At 32.2% G+C, this 16,896-nt stretch carries 13 protein-coding genes; 5 read left to right on the top strand and 8 right to left on the bottom strand.

Features of this window, described 5'->3' with window-relative positions:
• Positions 1–41: 41 nt before the first annotated feature.
• The 4 genes from UEQ13_RS01690 to UEQ13_RS01675 all read right to left on the bottom strand — a co-directional run bounded on the left by UEQ13_RS01690 (position 42) and on the right by UEQ13_RS01675 (position 4,954).
• Positions 42–2,066 (bottom strand): M3 family metallopeptidase, encoded by a 2,025-nt coding sequence (locus UEQ13_RS01690; RefSeq protein ID WP_329804620.1) that lies wholly within the window; start codon positions 2,064–2,066, stop codon positions 42–44.
• Between the two features lie 256 nt (positions 2,067–2,322).
• Positions 2,323–2,808 (bottom strand): 5-(carboxyamino)imidazole ribonucleotide mutase, encoded by a 486-nt coding sequence (gene purE, locus UEQ13_RS01685; protein WP_329804619.1) that lies wholly within the window; start codon positions 2,806–2,808, stop codon positions 2,323–2,325.
• Between the two features lie 329 nt (positions 2,809–3,137).
• A complete protein-coding gene (locus tag UEQ13_RS01680; RefSeq protein ID WP_329804618.1) occupies positions 3,138–4,289 on the bottom strand; it encodes a 5-(carboxyamino)imidazole ribonucleotide synthase in 1,152 nt (383 codons plus the stop codon).
• 113 nt (positions 4,290–4,402) lie between these two features.
• Positions 4,403–4,954 carry a hypothetical protein gene (locus UEQ13_RS01675; RefSeq protein WP_329804617.1) on the bottom strand — a complete coding sequence of 184 codons (552 nt, stop codon included), beginning with the start codon at positions 4,952–4,954 and terminating at the stop codon, positions 4,403–4,405.
• Between the two features lie 80 nt (positions 4,955–5,034).
• Between UEQ13_RS01675 and UEQ13_RS01670 the strand changes: the two genes are divergently transcribed.
• From UEQ13_RS01670 to UEQ13_RS01655, 4 genes are all read left to right on the top strand, one after another.
• The gene (locus UEQ13_RS01670) at positions 5,035–5,607 is read left to right on the top strand and encodes an adenylate kinase (RefSeq protein ID WP_329804616.1); all 573 of its coding nucleotides are present in this window, start codon (positions 5,035–5,037) and stop codon (positions 5,605–5,607) included.
• A gap of 31 nt (positions 5,608–5,638) precedes the next feature.
• Positions 5,639–6,913, top strand: a complete 1,275-nt coding sequence (locus tag UEQ13_RS01665) for a hemolysin family protein (RefSeq protein WP_329804615.1) — start codon at positions 5,639–5,641, stop codon at positions 6,911–6,913.
• Between the two features lie 186 nt (positions 6,914–7,099).
• On the top strand, positions 7,100–8,101 hold the full coding sequence (gene obgE / locus UEQ13_RS01660; protein WP_166130464.1) for a GTPase ObgE: 1,002 nt from the start codon (positions 7,100–7,102) through the stop codon (positions 8,099–8,101).
• 210 nt (positions 8,102–8,311) lie between these two features.
• Positions 8,312–10,459, top strand: a complete 2,148-nt coding sequence (locus UEQ13_RS01655; RefSeq protein ID WP_329804614.1) for a S46 family peptidase — start codon at positions 8,312–8,314, stop codon at positions 10,457–10,459.
• A gap of 371 nt (positions 10,460–10,830) precedes the next feature.
• Here UEQ13_RS01655 and UEQ13_RS01650 read toward each other — a convergent pair whose 3' ends face one another.
• Positions 10,831–12,741 carry an ABC-F family ATP-binding cassette domain-containing protein gene (locus UEQ13_RS01650; RefSeq protein WP_329804613.1) on the bottom strand — a complete coding sequence of 637 codons (1,911 nt, stop codon included), beginning with the start codon at positions 12,739–12,741 and terminating at the stop codon, positions 10,831–10,833.
• A gap of 64 nt (positions 12,742–12,805) precedes the next feature.
• Between UEQ13_RS01650 and UEQ13_RS01645 the strand changes: the two genes are divergently transcribed.
• Positions 12,806–13,198, top strand: a complete 393-nt coding sequence (locus UEQ13_RS01645) for a DUF983 domain-containing protein (protein WP_329804612.1) — start codon at positions 12,806–12,808, stop codon at positions 13,196–13,198.
• Here the strand turns inward: UEQ13_RS01645 and UEQ13_RS01640 are convergent.
• The 3 genes from UEQ13_RS01640 to porM all read right to left on the bottom strand — a co-directional run bounded on the left by UEQ13_RS01640 (position 13,187) and on the right by porM (position 16,884).
• The gene (locus tag UEQ13_RS01640) at positions 13,187–14,242 is read right to left on the bottom strand and encodes an NAD(P)/FAD-dependent oxidoreductase (RefSeq protein ID WP_329804611.1); all 1,056 of its coding nucleotides are present in this window, start codon (positions 14,240–14,242) and stop codon (positions 13,187–13,189) included. The two genes, UEQ13_RS01645 and UEQ13_RS01640, sit on opposite strands and share 12 nt — an antisense overlap.
• A gap of 199 nt (positions 14,243–14,441) precedes the next feature.
• Complete coding sequence (gene porN / locus UEQ13_RS01635) at positions 14,442–15,338, bottom strand: type IX secretion system ring subunit PorN/GldN (RefSeq protein WP_329804610.1); 897 nt, start codon at positions 15,336–15,338, stop codon at positions 14,442–14,444.
• 19 nt (positions 15,339–15,357) lie between these two features.
• On the bottom strand, positions 15,358–16,884 hold the full coding sequence (gene porM / locus UEQ13_RS01630) for a type IX secretion system motor protein PorM/GldM (protein WP_329804609.1): 1,527 nt from the start codon (positions 16,882–16,884) through the stop codon (positions 15,358–15,360).
• Positions 16,885–16,896 lie beyond the last annotated feature (12 nt).

Genomic DNA, 16,896 nt, shown 5'->3' with positions numbered 1-16,896 from the left:
CGAAATTCGGAACAGGATTTTTTATTTGTAAATGTTGTTAATTATATCAACCCAGCTCGTTTCAATAAAGCATCTGGTTTAGGTTCTTGACCTCTAAATCTCTTATATAAAGTCATTGGATGATCGGTTCCGCCTTTTGATAATACATTATCTTTAAATTTGGTAGCGACTTCTTTATTGAAAATTCCATTTTCTTGGAAATACGCAAACGCATCGGCATCTAAAACCTCTGCCCACTTATAACTGTAATATCCTGAAGAATAACCGCCTTGGAAAATATGTGAAAACGAAACACTCATACAGTTTTCGGCAACATCTGGAAATAATGACGTGTCGCCCATAGCTTGTTTTTCAAACGCTTTTACATTTTCAATAACTTGATTTTTTCCGTGGTATTCCATATCTAATAAACCAAAACTCAATTGACGCAATGTTGCCATTCCTTCTAGGAAACTCGCCGATTCTTTGATTTTTTCGACATATTCTTGTGGAATGATTTCACCTGTTTCGTAATGTTTTGCAAATAAAGCTAACGCTTCTGGTTCGTAACACCAGTTTTCCATCACTTGAGAAGGTAATTCTACAAAATCCCAAAAAACAGAAGTTCCAGAAAGGCTAGGGTAGGTGGTATTCGCTAACATGCCGTGTAATCCATGACCAAACTCGTGAAACAATGTCGTTACTTCATTAAACGTTAATAATGATGGTTTCGTTGCTGTTGGTGGAGTGAAATTGCACACATTGGAAACATGTGGTCTTTCGTTGTTTCCTTCTTTAATATATTGTGGTTTGAAAGATGTCATCCAAGCTCCATTTCTTTTTCCTTTTCTTGGGAAGAAATCGGTGTAAAAAATCGCCACTAAGTTTTTATTTTCATCTAAAACTTCAAAAGTTTGCACATCTGCATGGTATTTATCAATATCGAAAACTTCGTTGAATGTAATTCCGAATAATTTTTCTGCAATTGTAAACGCACCATTTAAAACGTTTTCTAATTTGAAATAGGGTTTTAAAACTTCATCATCCAAATTGAATAATTTTTGCTTCAATTTTTCCGAATAATAGGCAGAATCCCATTTTTCTAAGTTTTCAATTCCGTCTAATTCTTTTGCGAAAGCGGCTAATTGTTCAAATTCTTTTTTAGCAGCTGGCTTGGCTTTTTCTAAAATATCATTCAAAAATGATAACACTTTAGTTGGATTTTGAGCCATTCGTTCTTCTAAAATAAAATGGGCATGCGTTTCATAACCTAATAAATTAGCACGTTCATGTCGAAGCGCGACAATTTTTTTGGTAATTTCTTCGTTATTGTATTCGTTATTTTGAAAAGCTTTTTTACCGTAAGAAATCGCCATGTATTTACGTAACTCTCTATTTTCAATATAAGTGACAAACGGAATATAACTTGGAAAGTCTAAAGTAAACATCCAACCTGTTTCATTTTTCGATTTGGCTAAATCGGCAGCAGCTTCTTTCGCACCATCTGGTAAACCTTTTAAATCCGATTCATTGGTAAGGTGCAATTGAAAATTATTGGTTTCTGCTAACGTATTTTCACCAAAAGTTAGTTGTAATTTGGCTAATTCGGTGTCGATTTCGCGTAAACGTGTTTTTTTATCTTCCGAAAGTAACGCTCCATTTCGAGCAAAACCTTTATATTTTTTATCTAATAAAGTAGCTTGTTCAGTTGTCAGATCTAAATTCGCTCTGTTTTCATAAATCGTTTTGACTCTTTTAAACAACTCTTCATTTAAAGCAATATCGTTTCCGAATTCAGTAATTATAGGTGTTACTTCTTGTGCGATTTTTTGCATATCATCAGAAGTTTCTGCCGAATTCAAATTAAAAAAAATACTTGATAATCTGTCTAATGATTCTCCTGAAAAATCTAAGGCTTCAATTGTGTTTTCAAACGTTGGATTTTCAGTTGAATGGATAATAGTGTCAATTTCTAAACGAGCTTTTTCGATGTTCTTAAGAAAAGCGGGTAGGTAGTCTTCCGTTTTTAGTATTGAAAAAGGTGCGGTATTGTGTTTTGTGTTGAATTTTTGAGTTAAAACTGACATATGTATATGTTTTAAGTAATTTCTTTGATTTTTTTATGATTTCGGAAGCCCTTATTTTATTGGGGTTTTGAAAATAATTCAATATTTTAACAAAAATAACCGATGAAATGCTTGTTTTTGCCGACAAAGCGTATATCTTTGTAAAAGAAATAAAGCGAAATATCGCCCTTTTTTCCCCAAAAGAGAATTTTTTTTATAGTTGTCACTTAATTGTGAATAGATTTTTGGCCCCAACTTAGTGATAAGTCGGGGTTTTTTATTTCTTCAAGTTTTCTGAAGCTTTTAAAACCGTATCGCGTAAGCCTTCTTTGTAAAAAATAATTTTATCCAACACACATTTATCAGTACTTCCGATAATTTGAGCCGCTAAAATTCCAGCGTTTTTCGCACCATTTAAAGCTACTGTTGCCACTGGAACACCACCTGGCATTTGTAGAATGGATAATACAGAATCCCAACCATCAATAGAATTGCTAGATTTTACAGGCACTCCAATTACAGGAAGTGGACTCATTGAAGCGACCATACCAGGTAAATGTGCCGCGCCACCAGCTCCAGCAATAATTACTGAAATACCACGAGTGTGTGCGTTTTTACTAAAATCGAATAATTTTTCTGGCGTTCTGTGTGCAGAAACAATATCAACTTCAATTTCAATATCAAATCCTTTTAAAATGTCTATGGCTTCTTGCATGACCGGCAAATCCGAAATGCTTCCCATTATGATGGCTACTTTGCTCATTTATTGTTATTTTTAGTTTGTTGTTTATAGTTGATAAAAGCTATAATAATAAAACAGATTATAAAATTGTATATTATGTTAATGAAATGTACACCATGTAATAAGGTTCGTTCATTACATTCGCCTCTAACTTCAAATTGATAGTACATTTTAAATGGAAAACCAATTGTTAAATTTGGAGATATACTATTAAGTCTTGAATTAATCATCGAATATGATAATGATAAAAAAGAAATCACACAAAATAGAATTGTGGAATAAAAACTAATTTTTATAACTTTTTTAATCATTTTCAAATTGGCATATTTTCAAATTGACTTATTGACACATTAAGAAATCACTCTAATACTATTCTTCACTTCTTCGGCAATTTTTCTGGCTTCCATCATGTCTTCATTTACGATAGTGACGTGTCCCATTTTTCTGAATGGTCGCGTTTCTTTTTTACCGTAAATATGAGGTGTTACACCATCAATAGCCATGATTTTTTCAATATTTTCGTAAATAACCGGACCAGAAAAACCTTCTTCTCCCACCAAATTTACCATAATTCCAGCGACTTTACTATCGGTATTTCCTAAAGGTAAGTTTAAAACCGAACGCAAATGGTTTTCAAATTGCGAAGTATAACTCGCTTCAATCGTGTGATGTCCTGAATTATGTGGTCTTGGCGCTACTTCATTCACTAAAATATCGTCTGATTCTGTTTGAAACATTTCTACAGCTAATAATCCAACATGATTGAAAGCTTGTGAAACTTGTAAAGCCGTTTCAATAGCTAATTGTGCTACTTTTTCATCAATTCTAGCTGGGCAAATTACATATTCCACTTGATTCGCTTCTGGATGAAATTCCATTTCCACAACGGGATAGGTTTTTACATCGCCATTTGCATTTCTGACAACGATAACGGCTAATTCATTTTTGAACGGAACCATTTCTTCTGCAATACATTCTACATCTGGTAAATTATGCAAATCTATCGTAGAACGACAAATTTTCACACCATTTCCATCGTATCCAAATTGAGCGCATTTCCAAACGAAAGGAAATTCTAATTCGTCTTTTTCTAAGGATTTTTTCAAATCATTTAAATCAACAAATCGTTGGTGTTTTGATGTTGGAATATTGTTTTCCACATAAAAATCTTTCTGTTTTCCTTTATTTTGAATTAATCGCAACGTTTTTGGCGAAGGAAAAACAATATGACCTTCTTCTTCCAATTTATCTAAAGCGTCTAAATTTACATTTTCAATTTCAATCGTTATGGCATGACACATTTTACCAAATTGATAAACAGTTTCATAATCCATTAAACTTCCTGTAAAAAATTTATTCGCGCCAAATTGAGCTGGTGCTTCGTTACTTGGGTCTAAAACAAGAGTGGTGATGTCGAATTTGCGGGTTTCGGTAAGTAGCATTTTGCCTAATTGGCCGCCGCCTAAAATTCCTAATTTAAAATCTGAAGAAAAATAATTCATTTCGTCGTTGTTGTTTTTTTATTTGTCTCATGCAGTCGCTTCGCTCGAGTCATTAGTTGTTATTGTTGTGTTTGCGCAAAGATACTAATTTGAATTTGTTTCGCCAATGGCATTTATTTTAGTTTCTTTAAAATATCTCTTGCTGCTGCTTTGTAGGCTGCGGAATGATTGGGGTAATCTTGTGAGAGTATGGTTTTTAATTCTTCATGAATCCAAGTGTGTTTTTTGCTGAAATTGTATAAAGCTCTCATGGAATAGGCTTTTGCAGCTACTTTTTCATCTTGGATTAGCCAATCTAAACAAGTTTCAATAATTTTGATTTCTTGGTTTTCGGAAAGTTGTATGGTTTTCGATTTGGATAAAAACAGACATATTTTAGAAACCGGTCGAATTGCAGAATCATTTTTGTAAAAGGGAATCTTTGCTATAAAATCGTCTAAAAAAGGAAGAATAAGTTCTAGTTTTAGTTCGGAAATTAATTCTAAACTCCAACAGGCTTTATGATGAATTTTATCATTTTCGTCCAACGCAATTTCCATTAAAAATTTAAGTTTTTCTGGATTTTGAATTACATAATCGCGAATAAATTCTCGATTTAATCGGTGCGCTGTACTTTCTTCAATAAGTTTGTAAAAAGCTGTGTTCATAGGTGTAAAAATAATCATTTTTTAAAAAAAGCACTATTTATATTTTTATATGTTCAATAGTTTGTAAATTTGCCGTTTATTTTAATTATCACAACACAATGATTAATATAGTTTTATTCGGAAAACCGGGCGCTGGTAAAGGAACTCAGGCGGAATTTTTAAAAGAGAAATACACATTAACACATTTATCAACTGGCGATATTTTTAGATTTAACATCAAAAATGAAACAGAATTAGGTTGTTTAGCAAAAACCTACATGGATAAAGGAGATTTAGTTCCGGATTCTGTAACCATTCAAATGTTACAAAGTGAAGTTGAGAAAAATCCAGAATCTAAAGGGTTTTTGTTTGATGGATTTCCAAGAACAATTGCACAGGCGGAAGCTTTGGATGCTTTTTTAAATTCTAAAAATGATGCCATTACAGCAACTGTTGCTTTAGAAGCAGATGATGAAATTTTAGTAAAACGTTTGTTAGAAAGAGGTAAAACTTCTGGAAGACCAGACGATCAAGATGAAGAAAAAATAAGAAATAGATACCAAGAATATAACGAAAAAACCGCACCGTTAATGGAGTATTACAAGGCTCAAGGTAAGTTTTTTGCTGTTAATGGAATTGGTACAATTGAAGAAATTACAGAACGATTAAGTACAATAATCGATAAATTTTAAGTACATTGCATTTAATTCAACTATATAAAAATTGGAAATAGTCATAATATTCTTGTTGATACTACTCAATGGAATTTTCTCCATGTCAGAGATCGCACTCATATCAGCAAGAAAAAACAGGTTAGAAACCGCTGCCAAAAAAGGCAACACGAGTGCAAAAACAGCTTTAGATTTAGCTAATTCACCAAACAAATTTTTGTCTACGGTGCAAATCGGTATTACCTTAATTGGTATTTTAACTGGTATCTATTCTGGAGCAAAAATCACAACGGATGTAGAAAACTTTTTCTTATCTTATACTTTAACTTTTCCCTATGCACATAGTCTAGCTGTTGGTTTAGTAGTAGTTGTATTAACTTTCTTTTCTCTTGTTTTTGGAGAATTATTACCGAAAAGAATTGGTTTAAATCATCCTGAGGCTATTGCGAAAGCTGTTGCTGTTCCGATGAAAGTAGTTTCAATTGTTACGGCACCATTCATTTGGTTGTTAACTGTTTCTACAGATGGAATTTTAAAAATTCTGAATATCAAACCAACAGCTGATGGTAAAGTTACCGAAGAAGAAATTAAAGCTATTATTAAAGAAGGAACCGAAGTAGGTGAAGTTCAGGAAATTGAACAAGACATTGTGGAACGTGTTTTTCATATTGGTGACCGAAAAGTTAATTCTTTAATGACACACAGAAAAAGCATTGTTTATTTGGCTTTAGACGAAAGTTACGAAGAATTAAAAACAAAAATATTAAACGAATTACACTCTGTTTATCCTGTTTGTAGTGAAAATTTAGATGAAGTTATTGGTGTAGTATTATTAAAAGATTTATTTGCGAATATTGAAAAAGGCGATTTCGATTTGCAAAAAATCATGATTGATCCAGTTTATTTTATTGAACATACTTCGGCATATAAAGCCTTAGAGAATTTCAAAAAATCAAAAGTTCATTATGCTTTAGTAACAGATGAATACGGAATTTTTCAAGGAATTATTACTTTAAATGATATTTTAGAAGCGTTAGTGGGCGATGCTGCCGATTTTTACGATGAAGAATTTCAATTAGTAGTCAGAGAAGATGGAAGTTGGTTAGTAGATGGACATTATTCCTTACACGATTTTATGACGTATTTCGATTTAGATGATATGCTAAACGATTATGAAGTAACCACTGTGAGCGGCTTAATGATTACCGAATTAGGAAGTATTCCGAAACAAGGTGAAAAATTAATATGGAATAAATTAGAGTTTGAAGTAATGGATATGGATGGTGTTAAGATTGATAAAATTCTAATAAAAGCAATTACAGAATAATTTTTTTTAAAACATAAATGAAACAGCTTGAAATGGATAACATTCTGAGCTGTTTTTTCTATTTAAATAAATAAGGTAAAAAACGTATCTTTGCCAAATAAATATAATTAAAGAATAAAAATAGTTTGAATGCCAGTTTCATATAAAAGATGAAAACTGAAAAATTTAAACTGAAAACAAAATAAAATGACAGAAGGAAATTTCGTAGACTACGTAAAAATATATGTTGCATCTGGTAAAGGCGGGAAGGGTTCTTCTCACTTACATAGAGAAAAATTTATTGAAAAAGGTGGTCCAGATGGTGGAGACGGTGGTCGTGGTGGTCATGTAGTTATTAGAGGAAGTAAAAATTTGTGGACTTTATTCCATTTAAAATTTTTACGTCATGTGAAATCAGGTCACGGTGGTGATGGAGGAAGCAGTAGAAGTACAGGTCATGATGGTGAAGATAAATTTATTGAAGTTCCATTAGGAACTGTGGTAAAAGATAAAGAAACGGGTGAAATTTTATTCGAAATCACAGATGATGGAGAAACTAAAATTTTAGCTCGTGGTGGAAAAGGTGGCTTAGGAAACTGGAATTTCAGAAGTTCTACTAACCAAACACCTCGTTATGCACAACCTGGAATTCCTGGTGAAGAAGTGGACGTAATTTTAGAATTAAAAGTACTAGCAGATGTTGGTTTAGTAGGATTTCCAAATGCTGGAAAATCGACTTTATTATCTGTATTAACATCGGCTAAACCAAAAATTGCAGATTATGCTTTTACAACTTTAAAACCAAACTTAGGAATTGTAGCTTACCGTGATTTTCAATCCTTCGTAATTGCTGATATTCCTGGAATTATTGAAGGCGCTGCTGAAGGTAAAGGTTTAGGGCATTATTTCTTACGTCATATCGAAAGAAATTCAACTTTATTGTTTTTAGTTCCTGCAGATGCTGATGATATTAAAAAGGAATACGAAATTCTTTTAGACGAATTAAGACGTTACAATCCTGAAATGTTAGATAAAGACAGGTTGTTAGTAATTTCTAAATGTGATATGTTAGATGAAGAATTGCAGCAAGAAATGAAGCAACAATTAGATAAAGAACTTAAAGGTCTTGATTATATGTTTATCTCTTCTGTGGCACAACAAGGTTTAACAGAATTGAAAGACAAATTGTGGAAAATGTTAAATATATAACTTTTAACAATCTATTTTTTATATTTAAAAAGCGTCCTGATTTTCAGAGCGCTTTTTTTTTAAATCAAAAGTTAAAATTTACCTATCTGCTTTTATTGATTACTTAAATTTTTGATTGTTTTTTAAATTTAAAGTATATTCGCATCACAAATAACAAACTATTTTACGAAATCTGTAAATTCAGGTTTTAAAATTTAAACTTAACAAATTATGAAAAAATTTATTGTATCCTTAGTGGCTGCATTTATGCTAATTCCATTTAGTGTAAAGGCTGACGAAGGAATGTGGTTTTTAATGTTCATTGAAAGACTAAACCACCGCGATATGCAAAAAATGGGGTTACAATTAACGCCACAAGAAATTTACAGTATTAACAATCACAGTTTAAAAGATGCCATTGTGCAATTTAATGGAGGTTGTACTGCGGAATTAATTTCTAAAGACGGATTAGTATTAACAAATCACCACTGTGGTTATGATGCGATTGCCGAATTATCTTCTGCAGAAAAAAACTATTTAAAAGATGGTTATTGGGCAGCAAACAGAAAAGAAGAATTAAAACCTTCTAGTTTATTCGTGCGTTTCTTCGTTCGTATGGACGATTGTTCAAAAAGAATTTTATCTGTTGTCAACCCAAGTATGAGTGAAGCAGACAGAGAAAAAGCAATCAATCAAGAAATTGCAAAAATCGAAAAAGAAAACAATGAAGGTGGAAAATATACCGTTTCTGTTCGTCCATTTTTCCAAGGAAATGAATACTATTATTTCGTTTACCAAGATTATAAAGATGTTCGTTTAGTTGGAACACCTCCAGAAAGTTTAGGAAAATTTGGTGGAGATACAGACAACTGGGAATGGCCACGTCATACTGCAGATTTTTCTATGTTCAGAATTTATGCTGATGCGAATGGTAATCCAGCAGACTATTCAGCTAACAATGTGCCTTTAAAACCAAAACACCACTTACCAGTTAATTTAGGTGGCGTAAAAGAAAATGATTTCGCTATGATTTTAGGTTATCCAGGTCGTACCAACCGTTGGATGCCAGCAGGTGGAATTGAGCAAAACGTAAAATTTGCTTATCCAGCTTGGGTAGAAGGTTCTAAAACAGGAATGGACAACATGAAAAAATACATGGTGCAATCTGATGCTTTAAACTTAATTTATGCTTCAAAATTTGCAGGAGTTGCTAACTACTGGAAAAACCGTCAAGGTATGATTGATGCGTTAACTAAATTTGGTACAGCTAAATCTAAAGCTGCTCAAGAAGCTAAATTTAACAAATGGGCGAATCAACCAGCTAACAAAGCAAAATATGGAAATGTTGTAGCTACAATTAATAAATTTTATGGAATGACGAATGAAAAATCTCGTCACGATAACTATTTACAACAATTATTCAGAACGTCTGCTTTCGGAACTGTAAGCAGAACTTTAGGAAAACAATTAGAAAATTATGCTAAAGCTGATGCTACAAAGCGTACTGAAATGGCTCCAGCTATTTTAGAACAAGCTAATGAAATGTTTAAAGAATTACACATTCCTGCAGAAAAAGACATCTTAGCGGCTCAATTAAGTTTATATGCTAAAAAAGCGGGTTATACTTTAGCACCAACAGTTGAAAAATTAGCTAAGGAAAACAATGGTAATTTTACTAAATATGTAAACGCTGCTTTCGATTTAAGTATTTTTACTTCTGTAGATAGAATCAAAGCGTTCTTAGATTTACCAAGTGAAGCTATGTTAACAAATGACCCTTTATATGCGTTATCTACTGATTTAACTGCACATATTGGTAAAAGAAGTGACGAGTTAATGAAAGCTCAAAACGATTTCGGAGCATCTTTCCGTTTATTAGTGGAAGGTTTAAGAGAATCTAAAATTGGTACAACTTTATATCCAGATGCAAATTCAACATTACGTTTATCATACGGAAAAGTTCGTTCTTTACCTGCAGACAAAAGAAATGATGCTACAGTAAACAACTATACAACTTTAGACGGACAAGTTAAAAAATACAAAAAAGACGATTTAGAGTTCGATTTACCTGCAAAAGTTATTAGCATGAACGCTAAAAAAGAATACGGTCGTTATGCAGATAAAGATGGTTCTTTACACGTTTGTTTCTTATCTGATAATGATATTACAGGTGGAAATTCTGGTTCGCCAGTTTTAAACGGAAAAGGAGAATTAATCGGTTTAGCGTTTGATGGAAACATTGAAGCAATGGCTGGTGATGTTATTTTCGATAAAAAACTACAAAGAACAATTAACGTAGATATTCGTTACGTACTTTGGGTAATTGAAAATTTCTCTGGTGCAAAACACATCGTTGATGAAATGACTTTAGTGAAATAATTCACATAAGTTTTAAGAATAAAAAAAGAGTCTCGAGAAATCGGGACTCTTTTTGTTTTATGAAGTTTTTTTGGGCGTTCCCTTTCAGGTCGTGCTGTCCACTATATCTTTTTATTTTATTGCTTTTTTTAACAAAGCAAAAAACAAAAAGGATGCCGTTCCCATCACTAACGCAAATCCAGTTTTCTATAGAATAGTAGAATAACGAATTTTCTTTTGAAACTACTTGCCCTAGCCCAGATTGTAGTGGAAAACATTTTGGTTCCGCTTTTTTAGCTTTTTTAGTTGTAAAACGCGACCAAAGAAGCGCTTTTACAACTTTTAAAACCTTAAAGCGGAACCAAAATTTTGTAATGGAAAGCTGGAATTAGCTACAAATTATCAATCTCTTCTTGAACAATTTCCCAATCCGATAATAGTTTATCTAATTCTGCTTTTTTCTTGTTGTAAGCTGTGAAAAAAGAGGCGTTTTCTACATGTTTGTCGTAATTAGATGCCAATTCTTTATCGTCATTTTGAATGTCAATTTCTAATTGCTTAATTTGACTTTCAATTTTAGATAAGCGGTTTAATAACGATTTATTTTTCTTTTGATCTTCGTAAGAAGCTTTAGAAGTGTTGTTTGCCGAAACTTCTTTTTTCTCGATATCTTTTTTCTCTACTTCACGCATGTTTTCCAAGTTGCGTTGTTCTAAGAAATAATTAATATCGCCTAAATATTCTTTGATTTTTTGATCTTTAAATTCGTACACTAAATTCGACATGTCTTGTAAAAAATCTCTATCGTGAGAAACGAGTAGGAGCGTACCTTCATATTTTTGAAGTGCGGCTTTTAATACATTTTTCGATTTAATATCCAAGTGATTCGTTGGCTCATCCATCACCAAAACGTTGATAGGTTGCAATAATAACTTACATAAAGCCAAACGGTTTCGCTCGCCTCCAGAAAGTACTTTTACTTTTTTCTCTACATCATCACCACGGAATAAAAACGATCCCAACATGTCTCGAACTTTCGCACGATTCGTATCCGTTGCCGCTTCTTCCATAGTTTGAAGCAACGTAATTTCACCATCTAAATATTCTGCCTGATTTTGAGCAAAATAACCCACTTGAACATTATGTCCTAATTTAATTTCACCTTCATATTTAAATTCGTTCACAATGGCTTTGATGAACGTCGATTTTCCTTGACCATTCTGACCAACAAATGCAATTTTACTTCCACGTTCCACTAAAAGAGAAATGTCTTTTAAGATGGTTTTGTCGCCGTATGCTTTAGTTACATGTTCGGCTTCAATTACCACTCTTCCTGGAACTTTTGAAACCGGAAACGAAATATTCATGACTGAATTATCGTCTTCATCCACTTCAATACGTTCTACTTTATCTAATTTTTTAATTAAAGATTGCGCCATCGATGCTTTAGAAGCTTTAGCACGGAATTTCTCAATTAATTTTTCTGTTTCTTCAATTTTCTTAGCTTGGTTTTTCTGAGTCGCCAATTGTTTTTCACGAATTTCGTGACGTAATTCTAAATATTGCGAATACGGTTTGTTGAAATCATACGCTTTTCCTAAAGAAATTTCAATCGTACGATTCGTCACATTATCTAAAAACATTTTATCATGCGATACAATTACTACAACGCCAGGATAATTTCGTAAAAAACTTTCTAACCAAATGATACTTTCAATATCCAAGTGATTCGTTGGCTCATCTAAAAGTAAGATGTCATTCGCTTGAAGTAACAGTTTTGCTAATTCAATACGCATACGCCATCCACCAGAAAAGGTTTCGGTTTGATCGTTAAAAACTTCACGTTTGAAACCTAAACCTAATAATATTTTTTCAGTATCACCCACATAATTATAACCACCATGAATTTCATATTGGTGTTGGTAATCACTTAATTGTTGAATTAATTCCGAATACGCTTCACTTTCATAATCCGTTCTAGTAACCAATTGATGATTGATTTCTTCAATCTTCGCTTCGTAAAGTTTGATTTCTTTGAACGCTTGGTACGCTTCTTCTAAAACGGTTCTTCCGGCTTCAAAATCAATATCTTGACGTAAAAATCCAATACGAACTTCTTTTTCAGTGGCAATTTGTCCAGAATCTGGTTTGAAATCACCAGCCAATATTTTTAGCATTGTTGATTTTCCAGCACCATTTTTTCCGACTAAACCCACGCGATCGCCAGCGCCCATTCTAAAGGTTACTTCTTCAAATAAATACGTTCCACCAAAGGAAACAGAAAGATTATGTATATTCAGCATGTTTTTTTTCTAATAGTCTGCAAAAGTACTACTCTTATCTTACCTTTGCATTAAAATTATTGAAATGTTTGGTAAAGGTTCTAAAATTTATGCGATGATAACTGGTTGTTGTCCAAAATGTCACGAGGAAAGTATGTATTTTGATGGAAATCCATTTAATTTAAACAAAGTTTATGCTATGCACGAAAAATGCACGCAATGTGGATTAGTTTATAGTATTGAACCTTCTTTTTTTTATGGGGCAATGTATGTTAGTTATGGTTTAGGAGTTGCTTTTTCAGTTGCTGCTTTTGTAGTTTCTTATTTATTTTTTGAATCGTCTTTAAAAACTTCTTTTATTGCAATTGTAATTACTTTATTGGTCATGATGCCAATTATGATGCGTGTATCTAGAAATATTTGGATCAATATTTTTATTGATTTTGATAAGAATTGGAAAGAAAAATTATCTAAATAGTTTTTTGTAAATTCTATTGATAGAAATTTCGTTATCTAATTCGATGTTGTTTTCTATAAACTGATATAATTTATCTGATAAATAGGGAGCGAAGAGCACGCCTCTTGTTCCCATTCCGTTTAAAATATAGATGTTTTTTTCTGTAAAGTGTCTACCTAAAAGAGGTCGTCTATCTTTTACAGTTGGTCTGATTCCAGCTAAATGTTCTACAATTTCAAATTCGCAAGAAATTAAATCTTTTAAGTTAGAAAGTAGTTCGTTTTTGCCTTCTTCGGTTTTAGTTGTTGTTTTGTCTTCCCAATTATAAGTCGCGCCAACTTTATATAAATTATTTCCGATAGGTAAAATCCAAATGCTTGAATTGATGATTTCAGTTAGGTTTAAGTTATTAGCCTTTATAATTAAAAGTTCACCCTTAGTTCCGTCTAGCGGTAAATTATTGAAATAAGGATTGCTATGTATGCCAAATCCTTCTGCAAAAACTATTTGTTTGGCTTTGATATTTTTGTATTGAATAAAATTTTCTTCAATGATCAATTTAGAATAGTCAAAAGTATCTTCTAAATAATTATTTTCCGAAATTAAAAAGTTAGTATAAGTTTCTTTTAGATGTTTTGTGTCTAAAAATCCGGTGTGATTTACTTTACCGAATTTATAATTGTTGGAAATGAACTCATTTTGTAAAGTTTCTAAATTAGTATTTAGATAATTGGATAGAGTAGGCTTGTCAGAAGCGGAAAACCAATTGTTTTGTTCTTCGATTGAATTTAATTTTCTTAATAAAGGAATTTCAAATAGAAATTTTTCGTTTAATTTTTTCTCTAAATTTTTATAAAACGGTATTGATATTTCAAGTTGTGCTTCGGCTTCCCAAATTTTTGTAAATCTTTTTAAAACAACAGGATTGTATAAACCACCAGCTACAGTTGTAGAGTTTTGTGAGTTGTCATTGATTACCATAATTGTTTTACGGTTCAATAAACTGGTTTCTGCAAAAGAAATTCCGGCTAAACCAGAACCAATAATAAGATAATCGACTTCCATTTTAATGTGTTATAATAATAAATTCTCAATAGTGTCATTTCGACGTAAGGAGAAATCACATAAAGTAATTATGAATATGAGATTTCTCCTTACGTCGAAATGACAAATAAAGTGTTTTTGTATGGTACAAATTTAAACAAAAAAAAACTCTTACCGGAGTAAGAGTTTTTTTAGTATTATGATTGGAGAAATATTTTAATTAGTAATTCCACATATCTAATTCGAAATTACGTATTTTTTCTTTTACTCTTTCAGATTCTAATAATTGCATTTGAGAATTTTCTTTCATGTAATCTTTAATTAATCTGTCTCCGTAAACATTTTCTTCTAAGTAAATTACTGCGCTAAAACGACGTGCATTTAATAAGTGGTCAAAAGAGAATGGCATTGCTGAGTTTTTTTCATTGAAAGCTTTTGCTCCATGTAAAATATCTCTTGCTGCTGGGAAATATACCCAGAATAATTCAATTGGTGGTTCATTTTTACCAGCTTCAGAGTTCATTGTGTAAACGTCTGGAACTAATGGACAAATTCCCATCAATCTGTATTTTAATTCACCTTGACGTTTGTCAAAATACCAAAATCCTTTGATTTTGTATCCTTGAACATCAATAGCTTTGATTTCAGTTTTTACAATGTATTCTTCTGAAACTTTTGTTGCACCAGCATTTAATTCTTCAATACCTTGGTCAGTAGTATCTGTAAATACTAATGATTTTTCAATATCATCCAAAGTTTTTTTAGCTGTAAAGTATCCAGAGTCGTATACTTCAGTGATTTTTTTGTCTCTCATTGCTTGAGTCAAAACATCATATAAAGGTTTTCTATCTGGACCTAAATCTCCTTCAATAGGATAATACATAGGAAAATTAACTCTTTGATTTACATCAATAATTTCCCAAACTGTTTTACCCATTAGGATATCTCTATCACCTACGTAACCGTATGGTAATGGTTTGTCATTATCTGCATTTAACTCTGCTTCCGTTTTTTTACCGATTTCAGCAGGTGTTTTTGCGTTTAGTAAGTTAGATTGAGCGAACGAAAACGTGCTTACACTAAATACCGCTACTAATAAAAAATTTCTCCAATTCATTTTTTTATTTTTATTTAAATTATTTTATTTCGTAAGTACAAGGCGAAATAGATTTTGGTCTTTGGTCAATTCCAACGAAAGTAGCTTTAATTTCAGAAATGATTACAACATCACCTCTTCCTGCTTTCTTAATTGCAGCTTTAGCTCTACCGTCCATTCTGTTTCCTTGAACTACAATTGTTGGTTGTCCAGGAACTTTTACGTTAAATTGAGTTACGTTAGCTGTTACAGGGAAATCAAAATCTTCCATTTCAGCTGAAATTGAAACAACTTCTAAGTTTGAAGCTGGTCCACTTGCAGCAACCATACCTCTAACTTTTCCAGTTGGAGCAGGTAAACCTTTAATACGGAATTCTTTTTTGTCAGAAACCACTTTACCATCAGGTAATGTAGCACTTACATTAATCATTACTGTACTTCCAGCTCCTGGTCTTAAAACATATTTACCATTAGTTCCAGTCATACCAGCTGCATTTGCTTTAACTTTATCGTTAGAAACACCAGCAAAAGATATTGTCATTGGGTTGTTAACACCTCTATAAACAACATTCATTTTATCTGCTGAAATTGTAGCAGAGTTTGGACGAGGAACAACTACATAAGTACCTTCGAATTTTAATGGAATTTCTTTTCCATCTTCTAAGAAACCAAATTGTCCAGAGATTGTTTGTTCTCCAATACCACCAGCAGTCATAGATATAACAGCTTGTCCGTTTTGGATTTTTCCAGGACCTTTGAAAGAAGTTGGTTGAGTGTTTGCGTCATAACGACCTAAAACCACTTTACCAGTTACTTGCTCACCTTGGAAATATGCATTTTTATCTAAAACAACAATCGCTTGGAAGTTTTTCATAGAAGCTGCAGTTTTTAATGCATTTCCTAAGAATAAATTGTAAGCTCCAGCTTCTGTGTTTTTAGCATCATTTTGTAAAGCTGTTAAAAATGTTAAAGTAGATACATCTGGAAATCCTTTAGTTTTGTAATCTAAGAATTTTACACTTACACCTTCTCTGTTTTTAATATCAGCTGTTGAAAATTTCTTTTCGATTTCTTTTATGAAAGGAATGTATTTTACATCAGATCCTAATACTTTTTTAATATCAGCAACATATTTATCAATACTTGAAACAATTTCTTTTCCTCTTGCACTGTAGCCATCTCCTAAAAACCATTTTTCGTCAATACTTGATTTGTCCATTGCTTCAAATGGTAATTTACCATTTTCATCAACTTCATAACCTGAAGTAACTTCACCTTTAACGCTTTCTATAAATGTTACAAATTGTTTTGAAATTTTAGCTACTTCTGATGCTTTTTTAGCTGATTCTGCATATTTAGCTGGCTCATCACTAGCTTTAGTATTTAATGCAGATAATAAATTACCATTTGCTTCGTCAGTTAATTTATTAGATTCAGAAAATTTATCATTAAAATTTCCAAATGCTGATAATACTTCTTTTGACATGTTTAATGCCAACATTGCGATGAAAACCAAGTACATTAGGTTTACCATCTTCTGTCTAGGGGTTAATTTTCCTCCTGCCATTTCGTAATAATT

It is taken from the genome of Flavobacterium facile (assembly GCF_036321945.1).
GTDB classification, from domain to species: domain Bacteria; phylum Bacteroidota; class Bacteroidia; order Flavobacteriales; family Flavobacteriaceae; genus Flavobacterium; species Flavobacterium facile.
The sequence above is the reverse complement of the archived record's forward strand: the minus strand, read 5'-3'. Positions and strand labels throughout refer to the sequence as shown.

Bases quoted from the DNA above. Each gene is read 5' to 3' on its own strand.
- UEQ13_RS01690 (WP_329804620.1), bottom strand. From the start codon at position 2,066: ATGTCAGTTTTAACTCAAAAATTCAACACAAAACACAATACCGCACCT.
- purE (WP_329804619.1), bottom strand. From the start codon at position 2,808: ATGAGCAAAGTAGCCATCATAATGGGAAGCATTTCGGATTTGCCGGTC.
- UEQ13_RS01680 (WP_329804618.1), bottom strand. From the start codon at position 4,289: ATGAATTATTTTTCTTCAGATTTTAAATTAGGAATTTTAGGCGGCGGC.
- UEQ13_RS01675 (WP_329804617.1), bottom strand. From the start codon at position 4,954: ATGATTATTTTTACACCTATGAACACAGCTTTTTACAAACTTATTGAA.
- UEQ13_RS01670 (WP_329804616.1), top strand. From the start codon at position 5,035: ATGATTAATATAGTTTTATTCGGAAAACCGGGCGCTGGTAAAGGAACT.
- obgE (WP_166130464.1), top strand. From the start codon at position 7,100: ATGACAGAAGGAAATTTCGTAGACTACGTAAAAATATATGTTGCATCT.
- UEQ13_RS01655 (WP_329804614.1), top strand. From the start codon at position 8,312: ATGAAAAAATTTATTGTATCCTTAGTGGCTGCATTTATGCTAATTCCA.
- UEQ13_RS01650 (WP_329804613.1), bottom strand. From the start codon at position 12,741: ATGCTGAATATACATAATCTTTCTGTTTCCTTTGGTGGAACGTATTTA.
- UEQ13_RS01645 (WP_329804612.1), top strand. From the start codon at position 12,806: ATGTTTGGTAAAGGTTCTAAAATTTATGCGATGATAACTGGTTGTTGT.
- UEQ13_RS01640 (WP_329804611.1), bottom strand. From the start codon at position 14,242: ATGGAAGTCGATTATCTTATTATTGGTTCTGGTTTAGCCGGAATTTCT.
- porN (WP_329804610.1), bottom strand. From the start codon at position 15,338: ATGAATTGGAGAAATTTTTTATTAGTAGCGGTATTTAGTGTAAGCACG.
- porM (WP_329804609.1), bottom strand. From the start codon at position 16,884: ATGGCAGGAGGAAAATTAACCCCTAGACAGAAGATGGTAAACCTAATG.